Source organism: Pontibacter mangrovi (genome assembly GCF_006385705.1).
In the GTDB taxonomy this organism is placed as follows: Bacteria; Bacteroidota; Bacteroidia; order Cytophagales; family Hymenobacteraceae; genus Pontibacter; species Pontibacter mangrovi.
Genome location: NZ_VFRQ01000008.1, coordinates 61,107 through 82,750 on the forward strand (window position 1 = coordinate 61,107; position 21,644 = coordinate 82,750).

19 protein-coding genes are annotated in these 21,644 nt (G+C 54.3%); 11 read left to right on the forward strand and 8 right to left on the reverse strand.

Annotated elements, in window-relative coordinates; all coding sequences use genetic code 11:
* Window positions 1–45 precede the first annotated feature (45 nt).
* The 8 genes from ilvA to FJM65_RS15215 form a co-directional block, all read right to left on the reverse strand.
* Window positions 46–1,317 (reverse strand): threonine ammonia-lyase IlvA, encoded by a 1,272-nt coding sequence (gene ilvA, locus FJM65_RS15180; protein WP_140622402.1) that lies wholly within the window; start codon window positions 1,315–1,317, stop codon window positions 46–48.
* A gap of 6 nt (window positions 1,318–1,323) precedes the next feature.
* Window positions 1,324–2,364 (reverse strand): ketol-acid reductoisomerase, encoded by a 1,041-nt coding sequence (gene ilvC / locus FJM65_RS15185; RefSeq protein ID WP_140622403.1) that lies wholly within the window; start codon window positions 2,362–2,364, stop codon window positions 1,324–1,326.
* Between the two features lie 155 nt (window positions 2,365–2,519).
* Window positions 2,520–3,128: an acetolactate synthase small subunit gene (ilvN, locus tag FJM65_RS15190; protein ID WP_140622404.1), complete on the reverse strand. Its 609-nt coding sequence runs from the start codon at window positions 3,126–3,128 to the stop codon at window positions 2,520–2,522.
* A gap of 23 nt (window positions 3,129–3,151) precedes the next feature.
* A complete protein-coding gene (gene ilvB, locus FJM65_RS15195; protein ID WP_140622405.1) occupies window positions 3,152–4,885 on the reverse strand; it encodes a biosynthetic-type acetolactate synthase large subunit in 1,734 nt (577 codons plus the stop codon).
* The gene (gene ilvD, locus FJM65_RS15200; protein ID WP_140622406.1) at window positions 4,848–6,566 is read right to left on the reverse strand and encodes a dihydroxy-acid dehydratase; all 1,719 of its coding nucleotides are present in this window, start codon (window positions 6,564–6,566) and stop codon (window positions 4,848–4,850) included. The genes ilvB and ilvD overlap by 38 nt, the downstream gene beginning before the upstream one ends.
* Before the next feature lie 273 nt (window positions 6,567–6,839).
* Window positions 6,840–7,721: a branched-chain amino acid transaminase gene (locus FJM65_RS15205; protein ID WP_140622407.1), complete on the reverse strand. Its 882-nt coding sequence runs from the start codon at window positions 7,719–7,721 to the stop codon at window positions 6,840–6,842.
* A 439-nt stretch (window positions 7,722–8,160) separates the two neighbouring features.
* Window positions 8,161–9,015: an aminotransferase class IV gene (locus FJM65_RS15210; protein ID WP_140622408.1), complete on the reverse strand. Its 855-nt coding sequence runs from the start codon at window positions 9,013–9,015 to the stop codon at window positions 8,161–8,163.
* On the reverse strand, window positions 9,002–10,135 hold the full coding sequence (locus tag FJM65_RS15215; protein WP_140622409.1) for a DmpA family aminopeptidase: 1,134 nt from the start codon (window positions 10,133–10,135) through the stop codon (window positions 9,002–9,004). The genes FJM65_RS15210 and FJM65_RS15215 overlap by 14 nt, the downstream gene beginning before the upstream one ends.
* A 551-nt stretch (window positions 10,136–10,686) precedes the next feature.
* Between FJM65_RS15215 and FJM65_RS15220 the strand changes: the two genes are divergently transcribed.
* The 11 genes from FJM65_RS15220 to nuoK all read left to right on the forward strand — a co-directional run bounded on the left by FJM65_RS15220 (window position 10,687) and on the right by nuoK (window position 21,640).
* Window positions 10,687–11,118 carry a CBS domain-containing protein gene (locus tag FJM65_RS15220; protein WP_140622410.1) on the forward strand — a complete coding sequence of 144 codons (432 nt, stop codon included), beginning with the start codon at window positions 10,687–10,689 and terminating at the stop codon, window positions 11,116–11,118.
* Window positions 11,119–11,235: 117 nt separating this feature from the next.
* Window positions 11,236–11,628 carry an NADH-quinone oxidoreductase subunit A gene (locus FJM65_RS15225; RefSeq protein ID WP_140622411.1) on the forward strand — a complete coding sequence of 131 codons (393 nt, stop codon included), beginning with the start codon at window positions 11,236–11,238 and terminating at the stop codon, window positions 11,626–11,628.
* Between the two features lie 58 nt (window positions 11,629–11,686).
* Entirely contained in the window at window positions 11,687–12,325 is a 639-nt protein-coding gene (locus FJM65_RS15230; RefSeq protein ID WP_140622412.1) for an NADH-quinone oxidoreductase subunit B, read from the forward strand.
* 132 nt (window positions 12,326–12,457) lie between these two features.
* Entirely contained in the window at window positions 12,458–14,206 is a 1,749-nt protein-coding gene (nuoC, locus tag FJM65_RS15235) for an NADH-quinone oxidoreductase subunit C/D (protein ID WP_140622413.1), read from the forward strand.
* A gap of 210 nt (window positions 14,207–14,416) precedes the next feature.
* The gene (gene nuoE, locus FJM65_RS15240) at window positions 14,417–14,881 is read left to right on the forward strand and encodes an NADH-quinone oxidoreductase subunit NuoE (RefSeq protein ID WP_140622414.1); all 465 of its coding nucleotides are present in this window, start codon (window positions 14,417–14,419) and stop codon (window positions 14,879–14,881) included.
* A gap of 16 nt (window positions 14,882–14,897) precedes the next feature.
* Window positions 14,898–16,199 (forward strand): NADH-quinone oxidoreductase subunit NuoF, encoded by a 1,302-nt coding sequence (gene nuoF / locus FJM65_RS15245; RefSeq protein ID WP_181163742.1) that lies wholly within the window; start codon window positions 14,898–14,900, stop codon window positions 16,197–16,199.
* On the forward strand, window positions 16,181–18,910 hold the full coding sequence (gene nuoG / locus FJM65_RS15250) for an NADH-quinone oxidoreductase subunit NuoG (RefSeq protein WP_140622416.1): 2,730 nt from the start codon (window positions 16,181–16,183) through the stop codon (window positions 18,908–18,910). Before nuoF ends, nuoG begins: the two co-directional genes overlap by 19 nt.
* Complete coding sequence (nuoH, locus tag FJM65_RS15255; protein ID WP_140622417.1) at window positions 18,880–19,842, forward strand: NADH-quinone oxidoreductase subunit NuoH; 963 nt, start codon at window positions 18,880–18,882, stop codon at window positions 19,840–19,842. The genes nuoG and nuoH overlap by 31 nt, the downstream gene beginning before the upstream one ends.
* A 437-nt stretch (window positions 19,843–20,279) precedes the next feature.
* Entirely contained in the window at window positions 20,280–20,795 is a 516-nt protein-coding gene (gene nuoI, locus FJM65_RS15260; protein WP_140622418.1) for an NADH-quinone oxidoreductase subunit NuoI, read from the forward strand.
* Window positions 20,796–20,798: 3 nt separating this feature from the next.
* Window positions 20,799–21,335 (forward strand): NADH-quinone oxidoreductase subunit J, encoded by a 537-nt coding sequence (nuoJ, locus tag FJM65_RS15265; RefSeq protein ID WP_140622419.1) that lies wholly within the window; start codon window positions 20,799–20,801, stop codon window positions 21,333–21,335.
* An 11-nt stretch (window positions 21,336–21,346) separates the two neighbouring features.
* On the forward strand, window positions 21,347–21,640 hold the full coding sequence (gene nuoK / locus FJM65_RS15270; RefSeq protein ID WP_140622520.1) for an NADH-quinone oxidoreductase subunit NuoK: 294 nt from the start codon (window positions 21,347–21,349) through the stop codon (window positions 21,638–21,640).
* Window positions 21,641–21,644: the final 4 nt, after the last annotated feature.

Genomic DNA, 21,644 nt, shown 5'->3' on the forward strand with positions numbered 1-21,644 from the left:
TGTAGCGGCTTTTATATTTAATTCCTATACCTTCAAGTATAGCCTCTACACCAGCAGATTCAGGAAATCCTGTTTGCCGTTGAGGTACTCGTAGGCAAAGCCCTCCTCCTGCATCCGCCGCTTGATGTTCTCCACATCGTGCGGCTGCTTTACCTCCACCCCGATAAAGACAGGCCCTTTTTCCTTGTTGTTTTTCTTGATGTACTGAAAGTGGATGATGTCATCCTCCGGGTGGAGCACCTGGTTCACGAAGGTGCGCAGCGCGCCGGGCTTCTGGTTGAAGGTTACCATAAAGTAGTGTTTCAGCCCCTGGTGCTGCATCGCCCGCTCCTTGATGTCCTCCATGCGGGTAATGTCGTTGTTGCTGCCACTGATCACGCAGACCACGCTTTTGCCGGCAATCTTATCGGCGTATACCTGTAGCGCCGAAACGGTGAGGGTTCCGGCCGGCTCCAGCACGATTCCTTCCTCGTTATACATTTTCAGGAGGTCCACGCACACCTGTCCCTCCGGCACCAGCACGATGTCGTCCAGCAACTCGCGGCACAGCTCAAAAGTCAGCTCGCCGGGGCATTTCACGGCAGCGCCGTCCACAAAGCTCTCTATACTTTCCAGCGCCTGCCTTCTGTCCTCACGAATGGAAGTATACATGGACGGCGCGCCCATGGGCTGCACGCCCACGACCTTGGTCTTCGGGCTGAGTTGCTTAAACACGCTGGCCAAACCGGAGGCCAATCCGCCGCCGCCTATCGGCACAAAGCAGTAATCGATGGCAAAATGGGCATCCTGCAGCACTTCCAGCCCCACGGTGGCCTGCCCTTCCACAATGGCCATGTCGTCAAAAGGATGTACAAATACAGCATCTTGACTGTCGCAGAAGCCTTTGGCGGCGGCATAGGCCTCGTCAAAAGTGCTGCCGGTGAGCACGACCTCTACCATCTCTTTTCCGAACAGGCGCACCTTGCTTACCTTCTGGGCAGGGGTGTTGGCAGGCATAAAGATGTAGCCTTTGATACCGAGCAGCTGGCAGGCATAGGCCACCCCCTGGGCATGGTTACCTGCACTGGCGCATACCATCTCTTGCCCCGCCTGCGAGGCCGGCAGTGTAGAGATTTTATGGTATGCCCCCCTGATTTTGTAGGAACGCACAATCTGCAAATCCTCGCGTTTCAGGTAAATGTCGGCGCCATAGGTTTGGGAAAGCCAGTGGTTTTGCAACAGAGGCGTTTTGTAGATCACGCCCCGCAGGTTCATGGCCGCCCGCTGCACCCGCTCCAGGGCCACTACGGTATGCTCTACAGCTACATCTTTATCCATAGTACTTTATTTTGAGCGGAGCTTCCGCACCGTCGCCCCCGTTTGCCATAATTCTGATTCGCGCAGCTCAGCCAGTTCCTCCTCCAGTTCCTGCCGGTAGCCTGGGGTGGAACCGCGCTGTATGGTGCGCTCCGCCTCTTTGCCCGAAGCCACGCTGTCGTACAGTTCGTTCAGCACCGGCATGGTTGCCTCCCGGAACTTGCCTTTCCAGTCCAGGGCGCCGCGCTGTGCGGTAACGGAGCAGTTGGAGAACATCCAGTCCATCCCGTTTTCGCCAACCAGCGGCACCAGGCTCTGGGTTAGCTCCTCTACCGTTTCGTTAAAAGCCTCCGAAGGAGAATGTCCCCGCTGGCGGAGCACCTGGTACTGCGCCTCGATGATGCCTGCCAAGGCACCCATCAATACGCCCCGCTCGCCGGTCAGGTCGCTGTATACTTCTTTTTGGAAATCCGTTTCGAACAGGTAACCCGAACCCACACCGATCCCCATGGCTATTGCTTTCTCATAGGCCTTGCCGGTGGCATCCTGGTACACGGCGAAAGAAGAATTCAGGCCGCCGCCGGCCAGGAACAACCTGCGCAGGCTCGTACCGCTGCCTTTTGGCGCTACCAGTATCACATCCACATCGGCAGGAGGCACAATGCTGGTATGGTCTTTAAAGGTGATGCCAAAGCCGTGGGAAAAGTATAACGTCTTGCCTGGCGTTAGTCTCGCTTTCAGGGTTGGCCACACGGCAATCTGCCCGGCATCCGAGAGCAGGTTGGCGATGATGGTGCCACGCTCTGCCGCCTCCTCAATTGAGAAAAGGGTTTGGCCTTCCACCCAACCGTCGCTTTTTGCTTTCTCCCAGGAGGCCGAGTCTTTGCGTTGCCCCACGATCACATTAAACCCGTTGTCACGCAGGTTCAGTGCCTGGCCCGGGCCCTGCACGCCATACCCGATCACAGCAATAACCTCGTTCTTCAACGCTTCTCTGGCCTGTGCCAGCGGGAATTCCTCGCGGGTTATTACGGTTTCGTCTACTCCTCCAAAATTGATAGTTGCCATTTTTTAGTTGTTTTAAGGTTAGAGATTTTAAAGAGATACTAGATGTTAGATACTAGACATTATAGTAGGCGCATTGGTACTTGCATTAATAAATGATGTCTTGCTACTTGCTACTTGTGTCTTGCTACTTGTGTCTTGATACTTGATACTAAAAACTACATAGTAAAGACTTTCTCGCGGCTGTTGAGGTAAGCATTCTCCACCACCTCATCGCCGGGCTCGCTTTGCTCAAACTCCTGCAGTTTCCGGTGGAAGCCGTCGCTGGCCTTGATGATGGCGATGCGGGCGCTGCGCACGAACTCGATCAACCCATACGGTTGCAGCACGCGGACCAGGTTGTCGGTTTCCTCGCGCTGGCCGGTTGTTTCAAACACTGTATAGTCTTTGCGGATCACCACCGCCCGGGCACCGTTCTCGCGCAGCAGGCGCTCCACAATGGCGCGCTCGGCAATCACATCGGTAGGAACTTTGTAGAGCGCCATCTCCTGCCAGATCACGTCGTGGTTGGTGTTGAAGTATACTTTCAGCACCTCCACCTGCTTTTCTAGCTGCCCTGCAATCTTGCGCACCACCTCAGCCGTTTCGTTGATCACGATATTAAACCGATGGATGCCCTCAATCTCGGAGGGGGAGCTGTTCAAGCTCTCCACATTGATCTTTCTGCGGGAAAAAATGATCGCAACGCGGTTCAGGAGCCCGATGTGGTTTTCGGTATACACTGTGATGTTGAACTCCTGCTTTTCGGTATGGGTCTCGCTGTTCATACTTATACGTTTATTTGCTGTTACTATTTCAGCCTGATCTCACTTACACTACAGCCCTGCGGCACCATCGGGAACACGTTGTTCTCTTTCGTCACCATTACTTCCAGCAGGTAAGAGCCCTTATGCGACAGCATCTCCCTCAGCGCACTGCTTAGTTCGTCCCGCTGGCTGACGCTCCGGCCGCTGATGCCATAGCCGCTGGCCACTTTCACAAAATCCGGGCTGGTGATGTCTACAAACGAGTAGCGGCGCTCATGGAAAAGCTCCTGCCACTGCCGCACCATGCCCAGGAACCGGTTGTTGAGGATCAACATTTTAACCTCCACCCCGCTCTGCATGATCGTGCCCAGTTCCTGCAGGTTCATCTGAAAACCGCCGTCGCCGATCACCGCCACCACTGTTCTCCCAGGGGCTCCAAACTTGGCCCCAATGGCAGCCGGAAGGGCAAAGCCCATGGTGCCCAAACCGCCGCTGGTAATGTTGCTGCGGGTATGATTGAGTTTGGCGTAGCGGCAGGCCACCATCTGGTGCTGCCCCACATCCGTCACCACAATGGCATCGCCGGAGGTAAGCTCGTTCAGCTGCTGCATCACTTCTCCCATAGTCATTTCTTCCGTGGTCGGAAAAAGCTCGTCCTGGATCACCACCTCAATTTCTTTGTTGTTGTAAGTGCGGAACTGCTGCAGCCACTCCCGGTGCTCTTGGGCCTCTACCAGCTCGGTTAAAAGCGGAAGCGTTTCTTTGCAATCTCCCCATACAGGCACTGTTACCGGCACGTTTTTGCCGATCTCCGTGGGGTCAATATCCAGGTGGATGATCTTGGCCTGCCGGGCATACTTGTCCAGCCGCCCGGTAACGCGGTCATCGAAGCGCATACCGATCGCTATCAGCACGTCGCACTCATTGGTGAGCACATTGGGGCCATAGTTGCCGTGCATGCCCAGCATTCCCACGTTCTGCGGGTGGTCTGTTGGCAAGGCGCCGGCGCCCATAATAGTCCAGGCAGCCGGTATCCCGCTTTTCTCAACAAAGGCCCTAAAGTCTTTTTCTGCCGAGCCCAGCATCACGCCCTGCCCCCAAAGTATAAAAGGCTTCTTGGCCTGGTTGATCAGCTCCGCCGCCTGCGCGATATACTCCTGCCGCACATGCGGCTTCGGCCGGTAACTGCGGATGTGCTTACATGGCTTATAACCGGTAAACTCAAAAGGCTGCAGCTGCGCATTTTTGGTGATGTCGATCAGCACGGGGCCCGGGCGGCCGCTTTTGGCAATATAAAAGGCTTTGGCCAACACTTCCGGAATCTCGCTGGCATCCGTTACCTGGTAATTCCACTTGGTAACAGGCGTGGTGATGTTGAGAATGTCTGTTTCCTGAAAGGCATCGGTACCCAGCAAGTGCGCGAACACCTGCCCCGTGATGCAAACCAGCGGCGTGCTGTCGATCTGTGCGTCGGCCAGTCCGGTAACCAGGTTGGTGGCACCGGGGCCGCTGGTGGCAAACACGACGCCTACCTTACCCGATGCCCGCGCATAGCCCTGCCCGGCATGGATGCCGCCCTGCTCGTGGCGCACCAGCACATGCCTTAACTTATCTGTATAATCATACAGCGCGTCATACACCGGCATGATAGCGCCGCCGGGGTAGCCGAAAACAGTTTCTACATTTTCCTCCAGTAAGGCAAGTATAACGGCCTCTGCCCCGGATATAGTTTTCGCTTTTTCAGGCGATGCTGGCGCTGGTTTCTCTTTCGTTAACATGGGTTTCCTCTAAATCGGTGATACATCCGTTGCTGGCGTCGCTTACAGTGCGTCTGTACTTTAGCAGCACCCCCTGCTGCACGTTAGCTTCCGGCCTCCTCCAGTTTCGGCGGCGCAGCTGTAGCAAGGCTTCGTCCACGTGCAGGTGAATGGAGTTGGTGATGGCATCCAGGGTGATAAGGTCGCCGTTCTGCACCAGCGCGATGGTACCGCCGTCATACGCTTCCGGACACACATGGCCGATCACAAAACCGTGCGTGCCACCCGAGAAGCGACCATCGGTGATGAGCGCCACTTTATCGCCCAAACCCGCGCCCATAATGGCAGAGGTTGGCTTGAGCATCTCCGGCATGCCTGGCCCGCCCTTCGGCCCCACGTAGCGGATGACGACCACATGCCCCGGTTTTATACTTCCCTGCGTGATGCCTTGGTTAAGTTCTTCTTCAGAGTCAAACACAATAGCCGGCCCCTCGAACCGATGGCCTTCCTTGCCTGAGATCTTAGCCACAGCACCTTTCGGGGCCAAATTGCCATACAGCGCCTGGATGTGCCCGTCTGCTTTGATCGGGTTAGACAGCGGCCGGAGCAGATCCTGCTCCTCGCCCAGCGGCTTTATACTTGCCAGGTTCTCTGCCACCGTCTGGCCCGTTACTGTAACCAGATCGCCTGCCAGCAGGCCCTCATCCAATAACGTTCGCATCACGGCAGGCACTCCGCCCAAGGCAGACAGGTCTTCCATCAGGTACTTGCCGCTCGGCTTGAGGTCGGCCAGCACCGGCACGCGGTTGCTTACCTCCTGAAAGTCCTGCAGCGTTAGCTTTACGCCTGCTGCATGGGCAATGGCTATCAGGTGCAGCACAGCATTGGTAGAGCCGCCCAGTACGGTAATCAGCACCAGCGCATTTTCAAACGCCTCCCGCACCAATATGTCTCTTGGCTTGATGTCGCGCTCCAACAGGCGCAGCAGGTACTGGCCTGTGCTAAGGCACTCCGCCTGCTTTTCAGCGCTAACCGCCGGAGATGAGGAAGAGAACGGAACTGACATACCCAATGCCTCGGCTGCCGAGGCCATGGTATTGGCCGTATACATGCCCCCGCAGGCCCCAGGCCCCGGGCAGGCGTTCCGGATGATGCCTTTGTAGTCTTCGTCGGAGATGGTGCCGTTGAGCTTTTTGCCGTAGGCCTCAAAGCAGGACACGATGTTCAGCTTCTGCCCCTTAAAATCGCCGCCCTTTATCGTGCCGCCATACACCATCAGCGACGGGCGGTTGAGGCGGGCCATGGCCATAAGCGAGCCGGGCATGTTTTTGTCGCAGCCTACCACGCAGGCCAGGGCATCGTAGTTGTGCGCCCCGGTTATGGTTTCTATAGAATCTGCGATCACTTCGCGCGAAACCAGGGAATAACGCATGCCCGGCGTGCCGTTGGTGATCCCGTCGCTCACGCCGATGGTATTAAAGCGCAGCCCCACCATCCCCAGTTGGTTCACGCCCTGCTTTACCTCGTCAGCCAGGCCATTGAGGTGCATGTTACAGGTGTTTCCGTCGAAGCCGGTGGAGCAGATACCCACAAAAGGCTTTTGCAGGTCCGCCTCCGACAGGCCGGCGCCAATCAGCATGGCCTGCGAAGCCGGAAGGCTTTCGTCCTGGGTGTAGATGCGGCTGTGTTTTTTTAATGACATTGCTTTAAAGAGATTTGGGGTATAAAGGCCCTCCGGAGAGAAGCCGTTTCTTGTGTACATCCAGTGCTTGCCACCGCTGCAGTTTTGCATAACTGGTGACATTTGCTGCACAAGTTCAGGCATTTAGCTCATAGCCAGAAGTATAGTTTCGCTTTTCCCATACTTTCTTACTTGGAGCTATTTATACTTAAACTGTTGATTATCAAAAAGATAAAAAATACTAAAATACGATCTCTAACAGATGGAATTTCCTGTATTTGCGGCACCCGCAGCTTAGGCAGGCACCAGCTTTCCGGTAACCAGGTCGGTGTAGCGGCGCGCTAGCAAGGCACCTATACTTTCCTCAAAAGGCTTTGGAAAAACGTGCGCATCAAGCGACTGCACACCTACCACTTCGGCCGCCGTTCCGGTCATAAAAGCCGCGTCTGCCTGCAGCAGCACTTCCGGGGTAAAGAACTTTTCGTGCACTGCTATACCTGCCTCTTTTGCCAGGTCGATGATGGTGTTGCGGGTAATGCCGGGCAGGATATTGCCTGGAGGAGCAGTGAAAAGCTCGCCGTCTTTTTCATAAAAGAAGTTCGCGCCCGGCCCCTCTGCCACAAAGCCGTTCATATCGAGTAGCAGCGCCTCGTCATATCCCTTGGCTTTGGCATCCGAGCAGGCGATGGTGGAGTTGACGTAGTGGCCGGAAGCCTTTGCCTCCACGGGTACCGCTTTGGGGTTTGGACGCTCATAGGAAGAGAGCATTACGCGCAGCGTTTTATCGCCCAGGTACTTGCCCCACTCCCATGCCGCGATCAGCAGGTTGCTTCCCTGCGGCGTCGTCAGGCTCATGTTTGGCGAGCCCGCATACACCAGCGGGCGAATGTAGGCATCCTGCAGGTTGTTCAGGTCCAGTAGCCTGTAGGTCAGTTCGATGAGCTCTTCCACGGAAACCTGCAGCGGAAGCCCCACGGCGCGGCAGGAGAAATGGAGGCGCTCATAGTGCTCTTTGGCCTTGAAAATGCGGGTGCCGTCAGGCGTCTTATACGCTCTGATCCCCTCAAAAACAGAGTAGCCATAGTGCATGGTTTGTGCAAAAACAGAGCAGGAGGCCTCGCTGGCCTTCACAAAGCTCCCATCCAGGTAAACGAGCGTGTCGGTGTTGAAATACATTGTTTTAAGTGTTTAGGTTAGATACTCAGGTAACAAAAAAGCCTTTCTAACCGGGTGGTCAGAAAGGCTCCTGCAGACAATAACAGGCCATTCCTTCAACCCGGGGGTGGAAGACGAAATAGAATAATAATAAAGACCACTGGAAGCAGTGATTTCATACTTGTAGATTTTAATTCCGTGTAAAACAAAATAGCCATCTCTTTGGGGAGATGGCTGCCGTTATATTGAGCTACTTTATCGCGTTCAGAATCAGCATACCACCTCTACCCCACGTAGAATGACCACGTGAATAAAAATAATAAAGGATAGGATCTGCTCTTTCATTCAGGTTAAACAGGTATTGCTACTTACAAATGTATAGGCTGCAGTTAAAGAAGCAAGCTGTTGCGCAAATATTTTTTCCGCAAACGTTTGCTTTTCAAGCAGAAGGGCGGGTTGTTTATACTTTATATGTGCTCTGCACCATTTCCTCCTCCAGTTTTACCAGGTCGGCCAGCAGCGTGCGCGTCACTTCGCCCGGCTTACCTGTTCCGATCACCTGCCCGTCCACCTGCACGATGGGCAGGATGCGCTTGGTGGTGCTGGTCAGGAACACTTCTTTGGCTCTGTACAAGTCGTCCAGCGGAACGGTGCCCTCTTCGGTTTTATACTTTCTGCCCGCCAGCTCCAGCACGTTACGGCGCGTTACGCCCAGCAGCACGTTCTCGGCAGGCGTTACCACGGTGTCATCCTCCCGCACCATAAACAGGTTACACCTCGGAAACTCTGACACCACGCCGTTTTGCCGGTACAGCACATCGGAAGCCCCCCTGCTTTTAATTTCCTCTATCAGCCGGATGCCCATGGTGTAGTTGATGGTTTTGGCCTGTGGCAACTCCCGCACATATTCGTGTGTGATGATCTTGATGCCCTTCTCGACCAGCTCCAGCCCCGGAAGCGTCAGCGGCTGCTGCAGGATGACCAGGCTCGGATCGGCTGGCTCATATCCGTTGGCAGAGTAACCGCCCGTCAGGATCATCTTCATACCGGACCTTGGCATGCTGTTTTTATCAATCACTTCCTCAATTACCGCTCTGAGCTCTTCGTCGGAGATGGGCAGTTGCAGGTGCAGCGCGGCTGCCGAGGCGTGAAAGCGCTGCAGGTAGTCATCCAGAAAAACCGGCGTGTTGCCAAACACCCTGAAATAGTCGAACACACCGTAGCCGCGCTGTATGGAAAGATCGCTGATGTGCAGCGTGGCCTGCGCCAATGGCAGCACCTGGCCACGCACGTAGGCATAATTAGTTGGTTGCATGGTATTTTTTTAACAGCTTTTGAACCTTGTTTAAAGGGAGCGCCTCCACTTTTCTGCCGCCTTTGCCGGTGGTTGTTTCCGCCATGAACAGCGAGTTGATAATGGCTTCTTCCGTTGCCTCTATTACCGCCATAAACAGCGGCGACATGTCATCGTTGCGCAGGATTGGCGCTGCCTGCGTTTTAGTTTGGGAAGTATACGGGATGCGCAACGCTTCATTTGTGGAAAAAGCGATCACGTAGTCGCCGCTGCCGTTGGAGGCGATGCCGCCGGTTTTGGCCAGCCCCATCATGGCGCGCTTTGCCATACGCTCCAGGTTTCGCGCATCCACAGGCGCATCTGTGGCCACCACCATCATACAAGAGCCGTCGGCACTGTCTTTTACTTTCTGGTTCATGTAGTACTGGCCCAACTCCTCGCCCACCGGCACGCCTTTTACCTGCAGCACGCCGCCAAAGTTTGTCTGCACCAGCACCCCTATCGTATAGCCGCCCGCACGCTCCGGCAACTTGCGCGAAGCTGTTCCGATGCCTCCTTTCCAGCCAAAACACACGGTCCCGGTGCCGGCTCCCACATTCCCCTCCAGCACTGCTCCGCCTTGCGCCTGTTGTATAGCCTCCAGCACATGCTCCTCTTGCACATGCCTGCCCCGGATGTCGCTCAGGTAGCCGTCGTTCGTCTCGCCCACCACCGCATTTACCGACTGCACCTGCTCGTTTCCTGGCAGCTGCAGTGTGTACTCCACCACCGCGTTCAAGGCTGTGCCTACGTTTAAGGTATTGGTAAGTATGACAGGCGTTTCAAGGTTGCCCAGTTCCTGTACTTGCGTGGTACCGGCCAGTTTGCCAAACCCGTTTCCCACATACACCGCCGCCGGCACCTTCTCCTGAAACACATTGCCTGGATGCGGAAGTATGGCCGTTACGCCTGTCCGGATGCTATCGCCTTGCACCAACGTTGTATGCCCCACGCGCACGCCCGGCACGTCGGTGATGGCGTTATACTTGCCCACAGGCAGCACACCTATTTTTATGCCGTACTCTCTGGCCCGCTTGCGCTCCTGCCCCCAACCTTTGGCAGTAATCCCAAGAAGAAGCAGTAACAGTAGTATGTTTCTCATTCAGAAATAGTGTTAGTGAGCAAGTTAGAGTAAATATAAGACACTGCGGGGAAAAAGCGAGAAGCAACTGCCAAACAAAAAAGGCCGCCGGTCTTTTTTCCGACAGCCTCACCTGTAGTATTTTTTCCTTTAACCAACGAGCCGAATGGGCATAGGATTAGCATCTTCAGAAGTGAGGACACTGCTGAAGTATAACATGCACCGGCTGAGCGGCCTACCAGTAATGGTCGTAGTGCTTGCGCTTCGGTTTTTGCTTACCATAACAATAGTAAATGAAGTAAGCTACCCCATACAGCGCCAGAACCAATCCTATGATTAACGTTTCCATGCTTCAATATACGTAAATGTTTCAATCGGTTATGGTGTAAGTAGCTGATTTGTATTGGCTACCTGCCTATAACATGGGGTAAAATAGCTATAAAACAAATAAAAACAATAACTTTTATTAAAAAATATATAAAAATTTATCTAAATATTATACCATATTTAACTTACCCCGTATACAACCTTAAAATTCATTTCTTCACCCAGGTCAAATAAAGGAGGTACCTATGGGCACTGTAAGACACATTCTGCAAAAGAAAGGGCACGAGGTTCTTTCCATTGAACCTTCCGCTACAGTTTACTCTGCCCTGGAGTATATGGTCGAAAAAAATGTAGGCGCTTTGCTGGTGATAGACAAGGCACGTTTTATGGGTATTTTTACAGAGCGCGACTATGCCCGTAAGGTCATCCTGAGAGGAAAGGCTTCTAAAGAAACCTTGGTGAGCGAGATCATGAGCGAGCATCCCGTTGCGGTAACACCAGACGACACTGTGGAGAATTGCATGAAGCTGATGACGGCCAAATACATCCGGCACCTGCCCGTGATGGAGGGCGGCAACCTTATCGGCCTGGTTTCTATCGGGGATATTGTAAAGTACATCATCGAAGAGCAGAAGTTCATCATCGATAATTTAGAGCATTACATAACCGGCACCTAACCGGACTTTCCTGACGTTCGCCCTTATACACAGAAACCTGTTTTTATACTTTAACTATTCGCAGGGAGGCGAAACAACTTGAACGCTTCAGGTGAAACAACCACATTATTTTGGCCTATGTTGGTCTACGGCGCCATTGTGCTCAGTTTGGTGGGGCTTATACTTGGCCTGTCTTATGTGCTGGGCCAGCGGCATAAAGACCGTGCCACCGGCGAGCCCTACGAAGGCGGCATCGTGAGCGCGGGCGGCGCGCGTATGCGTTTCTCCTCGCAGTTTTACCTGGTGGCCATGCTGTTCGTGATCTTTGATGTCGAGGTGATCTTTATACTTTCGTGGGCCATCGCCTTTAGGGAACTGGGCTGGTACGGCTATGCCGGTGTGGCGGTGTTTGTGCTGATGCTGGTGGTGGTGCTGGTGTACGAGTGGCGCAACGGCGCCCTGGACTTCGGCCCTAACGGGAATAAGATTCTGGCCGCCTACAAGCGCCTGACACAGAAACCGACTGCCTAGCTAGAGCAGACAAAAGACTATTTGATAAAGAACAAAAGATATTTAAAACGATCAGCCCATGAAATGGTGGCTAAGCAAACCCGATGACCCGGTGAAGGCAACGAGCGGCACCAGCTCTTACGAGGAAACGGTGCAGCAAAGCGTTCTGCTCACTACGGTGCAGGACCTGGTGGCTTGGGGCCGGAAAAACTCCATGTGGCCTTTCCACTTTGGGTTGAGCTGCTGTTTTGTGGAGATGGCCACCAGCATGACGCCAAAGTATGATGTGGCCCGCTTCGGGGCTGAGGTAATCCGGGGCACGCCCCGAGAGGCCGATGTGATGATCATTGCCGGTACGGTTTTCATCAAAATGGCCCCGATCATCAAGCGCCTGCACGAGCAGATGATGGAGCCCCGCTGGGTGATCTCGATGGGCAGCTGCGCCAACTCGGGCGGCATGTTCGATATCTATAGTGTAGTGCAGGGCGTGGACAAGTTTTTACCGGTGGATGTATATGTGCCTGGTTGCCCTCCCCGACCCGATGCCTTTATGGAAGGCCTGATGCTGTTGGCAGAATCGGTGGGAAAAGAGCGAAGGCCGCTGAGCTGGACGATCGGCGAACAATGCGTGATTAGGCCTGAGAAGATCGACGTGAAGGAAAGGCGCCAGGAAGCCCGCTCCAAAATGACGGAGTTCCGCTCGCCGGATGAAGTATGATGCAGAATGACCTCATAGTGTCTTACAGACCTGTGAGTGTCTGAAAACTATAAATATTAACTATAATATAAACGATTACAGAAGGCATAGCATGAGGTAGCGTATAGTACGGGCATTTTTCAGAATTCACCCATGGAAAACGGGAACAGTACATTAGAGCAACTGCAGGCGCGGTTCGGGGCAGATACGTTTACCCCGCAAACAACAAAGGATGAGGTCCTCACCCTTTGGATGCCGCACGATAAGATCAAGGAGGTACTCACCTTCTTGAAAAAGGAAATCTCGCAGCCCTTCCTCCTCCTCTACGACCTGACCGCCATTGATGAGCGCACCCGCAAGCCCGAGAACGGCCACATCCCTTACGCCTTTACCATCATTTACCATCTCTTTTCCTTCGACCGTAACAGCTTTATCCGCTTAAAGGTCGGCTACCGCGACGAATTTCCGACAGTGCCAAGCATCAGCAGCCTCTGGGCCAACGCCAACTGGTACGAGCGCGAAGTATACGACATGTTCGGCATCCGCTTCGAAGGGCACCCGCACCTCTACCGCATCCTGATGCCGCGCACCTGGGTAGGTCACCCGCTGCGCAAGGAACACCCGGCCCGTGCCACCGAAATGGGGCCTTTCGCGCTTTATGACGATAAGGTAGACCTGGAGCAGGCGGCCCTGCAGTTCAAGCCGGAGGAGTGGGGCCTGCAACGGCAGAGCGACGACAGCGACTTCATGTTCCTCAACATCGGGCCGCAGCACCCGGGCACGCACGGCGTACTGCGCATCGTGCTGCAGCTGGACGGCGAGGACATCGTAGATGCCATACCCGACATTGGCTTCCATCACCGGGGGCAGGAAAAAATGGCCGAGCGCCAGTCGTGGCACACCTACCTCCCCTACACCGACCGCGTGGACTACCTGGGCGGCACCATGAACAACCTGGCTTACCTGATGGCAGTGGAGAAATTGGCCGGCATCCAGGTGCCGGACCGCGTGAAGGTGATCCGGGTGATGCTGTGCGAGCTTTTCCGCATCGCTAGCCATTTGGTATGGTATGGCACCTTTGCACAGGACGTAGGCCAGCTCTCGCCGGTGTTTTATATGTTCACCGACCGCGAAAAGATATTCGATATAGTAGAAGCTGTTACCGGCGGCCGCATGCACCCCAACTGGTTCCGCATCGGTGGCGTGGCGCAGGACCTTCCCAAAGGTTGGGAGACACTGGTGCAGAACTTTATCAACTACTTCCCGAAACGCCTGAAAGAGTACGATGGCATGGTGATGAAGAATAGCCTGTTTAAGGCGCGCACCAAAGGCATCGGCATTTTTACCTTAGATGAAGCTATAGAATGGGGCGTAACCGGTCCGAATCTGCGCGCCTGCGGCTTTGAGTGGGACTTCCGCAAAAAACAGCCTTACTCCGGCTACGAAATGTTTGATTTTGACGTGCCCACCGCTGCCAACGGCGACTGTTACGACCGGGCCGTGGTACGCGTGGCGGAGATGCGCCAGAGCCTGCGCATCATCGACCAGTGCCTGAAAAACATGCCATCCGGGCCGTACAAGTCCGACCACCCGCTCACCACGCCACCAATCAAGAAGCACACGATGCACGACATCGAAACCCTGATCACTCACTTTTTGGGAGTGAGTTGGGGACCGGTGATGCCTGTGGGCGAGGCCATGAGCTGCATCGAAGCAACTAAAGGTGCCAACGGCTACTACATCACCAGCGACGGCAACACTTCACCCTACCGCCTGCGCATTCGCACTCCATCGTTCCCGCACATGCAGATGCTGCCTTATATTACCAAAGGCTATACTGTGGCAGACCTGCTGTCTATACTTGGCGCGATGGATTATGTGCTGGCGGATATAGATAGGTGATTGAAGTTAGAGAGTTTAGGAATATTTAAAATGTAGGGACAGGTCGCGACCTGTCCGAATGGTGCACAATACTATTTATCAGAATCAGGATTTACAGGATTAAAGGATGAACGAGATTATAAATGATTTGTAAAACATCAATCCTGAAAATTCTAAAATCCTGTAAATCCTGATTCTAACAAAAAGATCAAAAATTTAACAATTAAACAGATGCTCACCACAGAGGAAAAACATCAGATAGACCACGAAATCAGTCTGGTGCCATCGCCGAAGAATGCCTGTATCGAGGCCTTGAAAATCGTGCAGCAAAGCCATGGCTGGGTGTCGGATGAGAGCCTGAGAGACGTGGCTGATTATGTGGGCATGTCTACTGCCGAGCTCGATAGCGTGGCGACCTTCTACAACCTGATCTTCCGCAGGCCGGTGGGGCGGCATGTCATACTTGTCTGCGACAGCATCAGTTGCTACGTGATGGGCTACGAAGACATCCGCAATCAGCTTTTTGAAAAACTGAATATCAAGTATGGCCAGACAACTGAGGATGGCCGCTTCACCATACTTCCCAACTGCTGCCTCGGCACCTGCGACTGTGCCCCCGCCCTTATGATTGACAACGATTTGTACCGTAACCTGACGGTGGAACAACTGGATGAGATACTGACGAAGTATACCTAAAATTAAAAGCGGGCCTATGGAAAAGCCGCTTACCCAACACATCGTACCCGGCCGCAAACCACTCAGCTTGAAAGAGTATGAAAAAGTGGGAGGCTACCAGTCTGTGCGCAAGGTGCTCAAAGAGATGACGCCCCAGGAGGTGCAGACGCTGGTGAAAGACTCTAACCTGCGCGGCCGTGGCGGGGCTGGTTTTAACACCGGACTGAAGTGGAGTTTCGTGCCCATGGGCCCCGATGCGGCCACCCCAAAATACCTAGTAGCCAACGCCGACGAAATGGAGCCCGGAACCTTTAAAGATCGCTTGTTGCTGGAAGGGAATCCGCAGCAGTTGATCGAGGGCATGATCGTGGCAGCCTATGCCATACAGGCAAGTATAAGTTACGTGTTCCTGCGCTGGGCCTATAAAGTGGCCGCTCAGGAAATCACCCAGGCCATACACGAAGCTTACGCGGCAGGATACCTCGGTAAAAACATATTGGGCTCAGGATTCGATCTGGAGATGCACCTGCATACTGGTGTAGGGCGCTATATGTGCGGCGAGGAAACCGCCCTACTCAACGCCCTCGAAGGCAAGCGCGCCAACCCGAGAGCCAAGCCGCCTTTCCCGCAGGTGAGTGGTTTGTTTGGGAAGCCAACGATCGTGAACAACGTGGAGACACTCTGCAACCTGCCGCACATCATCAATAATGGTGCGGAGTGGTTTAAAAAACTGGGTTTAACAGAGGATGCCGGCACCAAACTTTATGGCGTGAGCGGCCGCGTGAAAACGCCCGGCTGTTGGGAGCTGCCGATGGGCACCACCATCCGCGAGATTCTGGAAGAACACGCCGGCGGCATGCAGGATGGTTACCTGTTCCGTGGCCTTTTACCCGGTGGTGCCTCCACCGATTTCCTGGTAGAAGAGCACCTCGACCTGCCCATGGATTATCCTTCCATACAAGCGGCAGGCAGCCGTATGGGCACGGGCACGATGATCATCCTGGACGACCAGACCTGCCCGGTTGGTTTTACGCTGAACCTGCAGCACTTCTTTGCGCAGGAGTCCTGCGGCTTCTGCACGCCTTGTCGCGAGGGGCTGCCCTGGGTGGAGAAAATCTTACTCGCGATAGACAAAGGCGAAGGCAAACCTGAACATCTCCTGACACTCGATTTTCATACCAAATACCTTGGCCCAGGCAACACGTTTTGCGCCCTCGCACCCGGCGCCATGGAACCCCTGCAGAGTGCTCTGAAATATTTCAGAGAGGATTTTGAACGGCACATTCACGAACACCACTGTCCCTGGAGCAAAAGCAAAGCATGGCAACCATCTATATAGATAACAAACCCTACGAAGTAAAAGCGGGAAAGAACCTGCTCGAAGCCTGCCTCACCCTCGGCAAGGATCTGCCCTATTTTTGCTGGCATCCCGCCATGGGCTCCATAGGTGCGTGCCGCCAGTGCGCCGTCAAGGTATACAAGGACGAAAATGACACCAAGGGCAAGCTCTTTATGTCGTGTATGGAGCAAGTGCGCGATGGTATGCGCATCTCTATTGCGGATTTGGAGGCGAAGGAATTCCGGGCGCACATCATTGGTTGGCTTATGACCAACCACCCCCACGACTGCGCCGTGTGCGACGAGGGCGGCTCCTGCCACCTGCAGGACATGACCGTGATGACGGGCCATAACTACAGAGCTTATACTTTCCAGAAGCGCACCTACCGCAACCAGTATCTCGGCCCCTTCCTCAACCACGAAATGAACCGCTGCATCCAGTGCTACCGGTGCGTGCGCTACTATAAAGACTATGCCGGCGGCAAAGACCTCGACGTATTCGCAGCCCACAACCATTTATACTTTGGCCGCGCCGAAGACGGCGTGCTGGAGAGTGAGTTCAGTGGCAACCTGGCAGAGGTTTGTCCGACGGGAGTGTTCACCGACAAAACGCTGAAACAGCACTACACCCGCAAATGGGACCTTACCTCTGCCCCATCCGTTTGCCACCACTGCAGTTTGGGTTGTAATACCATAGCCGGAGAAAGGTATGGCACACTGCGCAACATCACCAACCGCTATAACGGCGAAGTGAACGGCTACTTCCTCTGCGACCGCGGCCGCTTCGGCTACGAGTTTGTGAACAGCGCCGGCCGTGTTAGAAAGCCGCTTGTGCGTAGCCAACTGCCCGAAGCTACCGACAAGTATACTGCCCTTAAAACCGCAGCCTCTACTATAAAAGTTGGCCGTACCATTGGCATCGGTTCGCCCAGAGCCTCCCTGGAATCAAACTATGTACTGAAGAAGCTGGTGGGCGAGGATAATTTCTACCACGGCGTGTCGGATGTGGATCATGATTTGGTGGAGATGGCGCTGCATATACTTCGGGATGGAGCAACCAGAACCCCATCTTTAAGAGAAGTAGAGAAAGCCGACGCTGTATTTATACTTGGGGAGGATGTAACGAACACCGCCCCCATGCTGGCGCTGGCCGTACGGCAGTCGGTGCGGCAGGAGCCGCTATTAGAAGAAGTATCGAAAGCCAAAATTCCAGTGTGGCAGGATGCGGCCGTGCGGGAGCTGGTGCAGTCGGAGAAAGGCCCCCTCTTTATCGCCCACTATACCCCAACCAAGCTCGATGAGCTGGCCACCCATACTTTCTTCGACTCGCCGGATGCCATTGCCCGTTTAGGATTTGCCGTGGCCAACCTGATTCACGAGGGATCACCGGATGTTAGGGGGATAAGCGAGGAAGATCAGGCCCTGGCGCAGCGGATTGCGGACGCTTTGATGAAGGCTAAAAACCCGCTGATCATCTCCGGTACTTCGTCTGGAAGCGAGCGGGTGCTAAAAGCCTCCGCCAACATTGCCCATGCCTTGGTGGCCAGGGAGAAAGCGGCAGGTATAACCCTGGTAATGCCGGAGTGCAACAGCATGGGACTTGCCATGCTGGGCGGCCACAAACTGGAATCAGCTTTTGAGGCGGTGCTGAACGGCTACGCCGATAACGTCATCATCCTGGAAAACGACCTGTACCGCAGGGCCGGCGCAAGTATGGTGGAGCGATTCCTGGATAGCTGCAAACAAGTCATCGTGCTGGACCACCTGCACAACGCCACAACAGAGAAGGCAGCTATACTTTTGCCAGCCGCCCCATTCTCCGAAGCCGATGGCACACTTATAAACAACGAAGGCCGCGCCCAGCGCTTTTTCCAGGTGCATCCGGTGCCCGAGGAGATACAGGAAAGCTGGCATTGGATCGCCGAAATGGGTACCATCATGGCAGATGAAGAGATCAGTAGCTGGCATGGCTACGATGATATTGTAAAGGCCATTGCCAAGGATTATCCCCAGTTGGAGGGTATCACCAAAACAGCGCCACCATCTGATTTCCGGATTGCCGGCCAACGGATTCCGCGCGAGCCGCACCGTTTCAGCGGCCGCACGTCCATGCTGGCTAAGATCAACGTAAGCGAACCCAAACCTGCCGAAGACCCCGATTCTGCGCTTTCCTATACCATGGAAGGTTACCGCGGACAGCCGCCTTCTTCTATGATTCCGTTCTTCTGGTCGCCGGGCTGGAACTCGAATCAGTCCACCAATAAATACCAGGAGGAAGTAGGCGGCCACCTGAAAGGCGGAGACCCGGGTGTACGGCTCTTAGCACCCGCTGGCACCTTACCGTTCTCCGAGGCCGTTCCGCAAAAATTCGTTCCGCTGGAGGGGCACCTGTACATGCTGCCGCTACACCACACGTTTGGGTCGGAGGAGTTGAGCAACCAATCGGCCTCTATTAGGGAGCGGATTCCGGAGCCTTATGTGGCCATAAATGCCGATGATGCTCTGCGCATAAAGCTGGACGAGGGCCAATTGCTGAGCTTCTCCATCGAAGGACAAATCTATCAGTTACCAGTGAGACTAAGCCAGACAATCCCGAGCGGCACCGCCGGCATGCCCAACGGCTTACCTGGGGTTCCTTTTGCCGAATTACCCGCCTGGGCCATACTTAACCGAGACATCAAATGGAAACAGCAACCCCAAACTACTTACTGATCATCGGCGGCGTATTGTTCGTCATGCTGAACGTGGCGGCACTACTCATTTGGGTGGAGCGTCGTGGGCTCGCCTTGTTTCAGGATCGTTACGGCCCGAACAGAGCCGGGCCGCTTGGCCTGTTTATAGTTGCCGCCGACTCCATTAAGCTATTCTTTAAACAGGATTGGATTCCGCCTTTTGCCGATAAGCCGGTGTTTATACTTGCCCCGGCCATTGTGGTGGTGACGGTGCTGATGAGCTTTGTGGTGATCCCGTTTGCCCCCGGAATTATAGTTGCCGATCTGAATATTGGTTTGCTGTTCTTCCTGGCTATGTCGTCGATGGGCGCTTATAGTATCATCCTGGGTGGCTGGGCCTCCAACAACAAGTATAGTTTGCTGGGCGCGATGCGTGGCGCGGCGCAGATGATCTCTTACGAGGTGTTCATGGGCCTTTCGCTGATGGGTGTGGTGTTGCTCAGCGGCTCTTTCAGTTTGGTGGAGATTGTGGAGGCGCAGCGGGGGCTATGGTTTTTCATTCCGCAGATCGTGGGCTTCGTGATCTTCTTTATCGCGGGCATCGCCGAAACGCACCGCCTGCCCTTTGATATTCCGGAGGCGGAGAGTGAGTTGATCGCCGGCTTTCACTCCGAGTACTCGGGCATGAAGTTCGGCATGTTCTTCATCGGGGAGTACATGGGCATCACGCTCATCTCCTGCATGATCGTGACCTTATACTTCGGTGGCTGGCTGGGCCCGGACTTCCTGCCGCCTATTGTGTGGTTTATCCTAAAGACACTCTTCTTCCTGCTGATCTTCGTCCTGCTCCGCGCCTCCATGCCCCGCCCAAGGTATGACCAGTTGATGGAGTATGGCTGGAAGGTGCTGCTGCCACTGACGCTACTGAACCTGATGGTGACGGCAGGGGTGGTGCTTTGGATGAATGAGTGATTGAGGAGTTTAAGAGTTGGGGAGTTTAGGAGTTAAAGAGTTGACTCCCAACCACCGCTCTTTCGGATTTGTAATCCGAAAGTATAGTAGCCGCGGATTTGTAATCCGCATTGCAAAGGCGGTGGCTAATAGCAAGCAAGCGGGTTACAAACCCGCATTTAGCAAGTTCCGGATTGCAAATCCGGAACAGCGACAAGTAATTTAATTTGAAGTATGAATAAGGAATAGACCAGTGCTAAAGAAAAACTCAAGTTAATAAGTAAGAAAAACTACCCGCCTTGGACTACCGAAAACGCGAGTTTGAAGGTAGCGAGCACAGCTCTGAGGGGTTAGGGGTGGTTGGACCCGGCACAGCCAAAAGTAAAAGAAAACACCTGACCTCATAGCGTCTTTCAGACCTGTGAGTGTCTATAAACTATAAAACGAAAGGAGCGGCTATGTTTAGTTTGTTGCGCAGTATGTGGCTCACATTTCTGCACGCATTTCACAAGCGGGAGACCATACTTTACCCGGAGCAGAAACCAATACTCCCGACACGTTGGCGGGGCCGCATCGTGCTGACGCGCGACTCGGACGGCGGCGAGCGCTGCGTGGCCTGCAACCTCTGCGCCGTGGCCTGCCCCGTTGACTGCATCTCGCTGCAAGCCACCGAGGACGAGACCGGCCGCCGCTATCCGGATTTTTTCCGCATCAATTTCTCGCGCTGCATCTTCTGCGGCTACTGCGAAGAGGCCTGCCCTACCTACGCCATCCAGCTCATCCCTGACTTTGAGATGGGCGAGTACAGCCGCCAGAACCTGGTGTATGAGAAAGACAACCTGCTCATCAACGGGCAGGGCAAGTACCACGGCTACAACTACTACAAAGTGGCGGGCATGGCCATCGGCGGAAAAGACAAAGGCGAGGCTGAGAACGAGCTGCCTCCTGTAGACATCAAAAGCTTAATCCCCTAGCCTATGGAACTGACATTTTATATCGCTGCAGCCGTTGCCGTGCTTTCCACCATCATGGTGATCACGCGCTACAACATCATCCACGCCTTGCTTTACCTGGTGGTCTCTTTCCTGGCCGTGGCCACTGTTTTCTTCACTATGGGAGCTCCGTTTATGGCGGCTTTGGAGATCATCATTTACGCTGGAGCCATTGTAGTGCTCATCATTTTCGTGATCATGATGCTGAACCTGACACAGGAGGATGTGCAACAGGAAAAGGAATGGCTGAAGCCCTCGATCTGGGTGGGTCCAGCCATACTTTCGGCGGTGCTGCTGGCGGAGTTGGTATACGTCGTGGCCGCCGGTACGCCACCGCAACCCGAGGCTGTGGTAGCTGTGGATGCCAGGCTGGTGGGCTTATCGCTGTTTGGGTCTTATATCCTAGGCGTACAGCTGAGTGGCATTCTGCTCACGGCTGGCATTGTGGGCGCTTACCATTTGGGTAGGCAGAAGAAGAAAGTTATTCACCGGTTTTTACAGGAAAGGAGCGCAGCCGCATGAATGTATCCACCATGGAAGCCGCCTTATTGCTGGCAGGCGTCCTTTTTATGCTCGGTCTGATCAGTGTGCTCATTCGCCGCAACGTCATCTTCATGCTCATTTCCGTGGAGATCATGCTCAACGCCGCCGGACTGGCCTTTATAGTTGCCGGCTCCAAATGGGTGCAGCCGGACGGGCAGGTGATGTTCATTTTTATACTCACCATGGCCGCTGCGGAGGTGTCGGTGGGGCTGGCGCTCATCCTGCAGATCTACCATCAACTTAAAACCCTCGACAGCGACGCTGCCAGCTTTATGAAAGGATAAAACT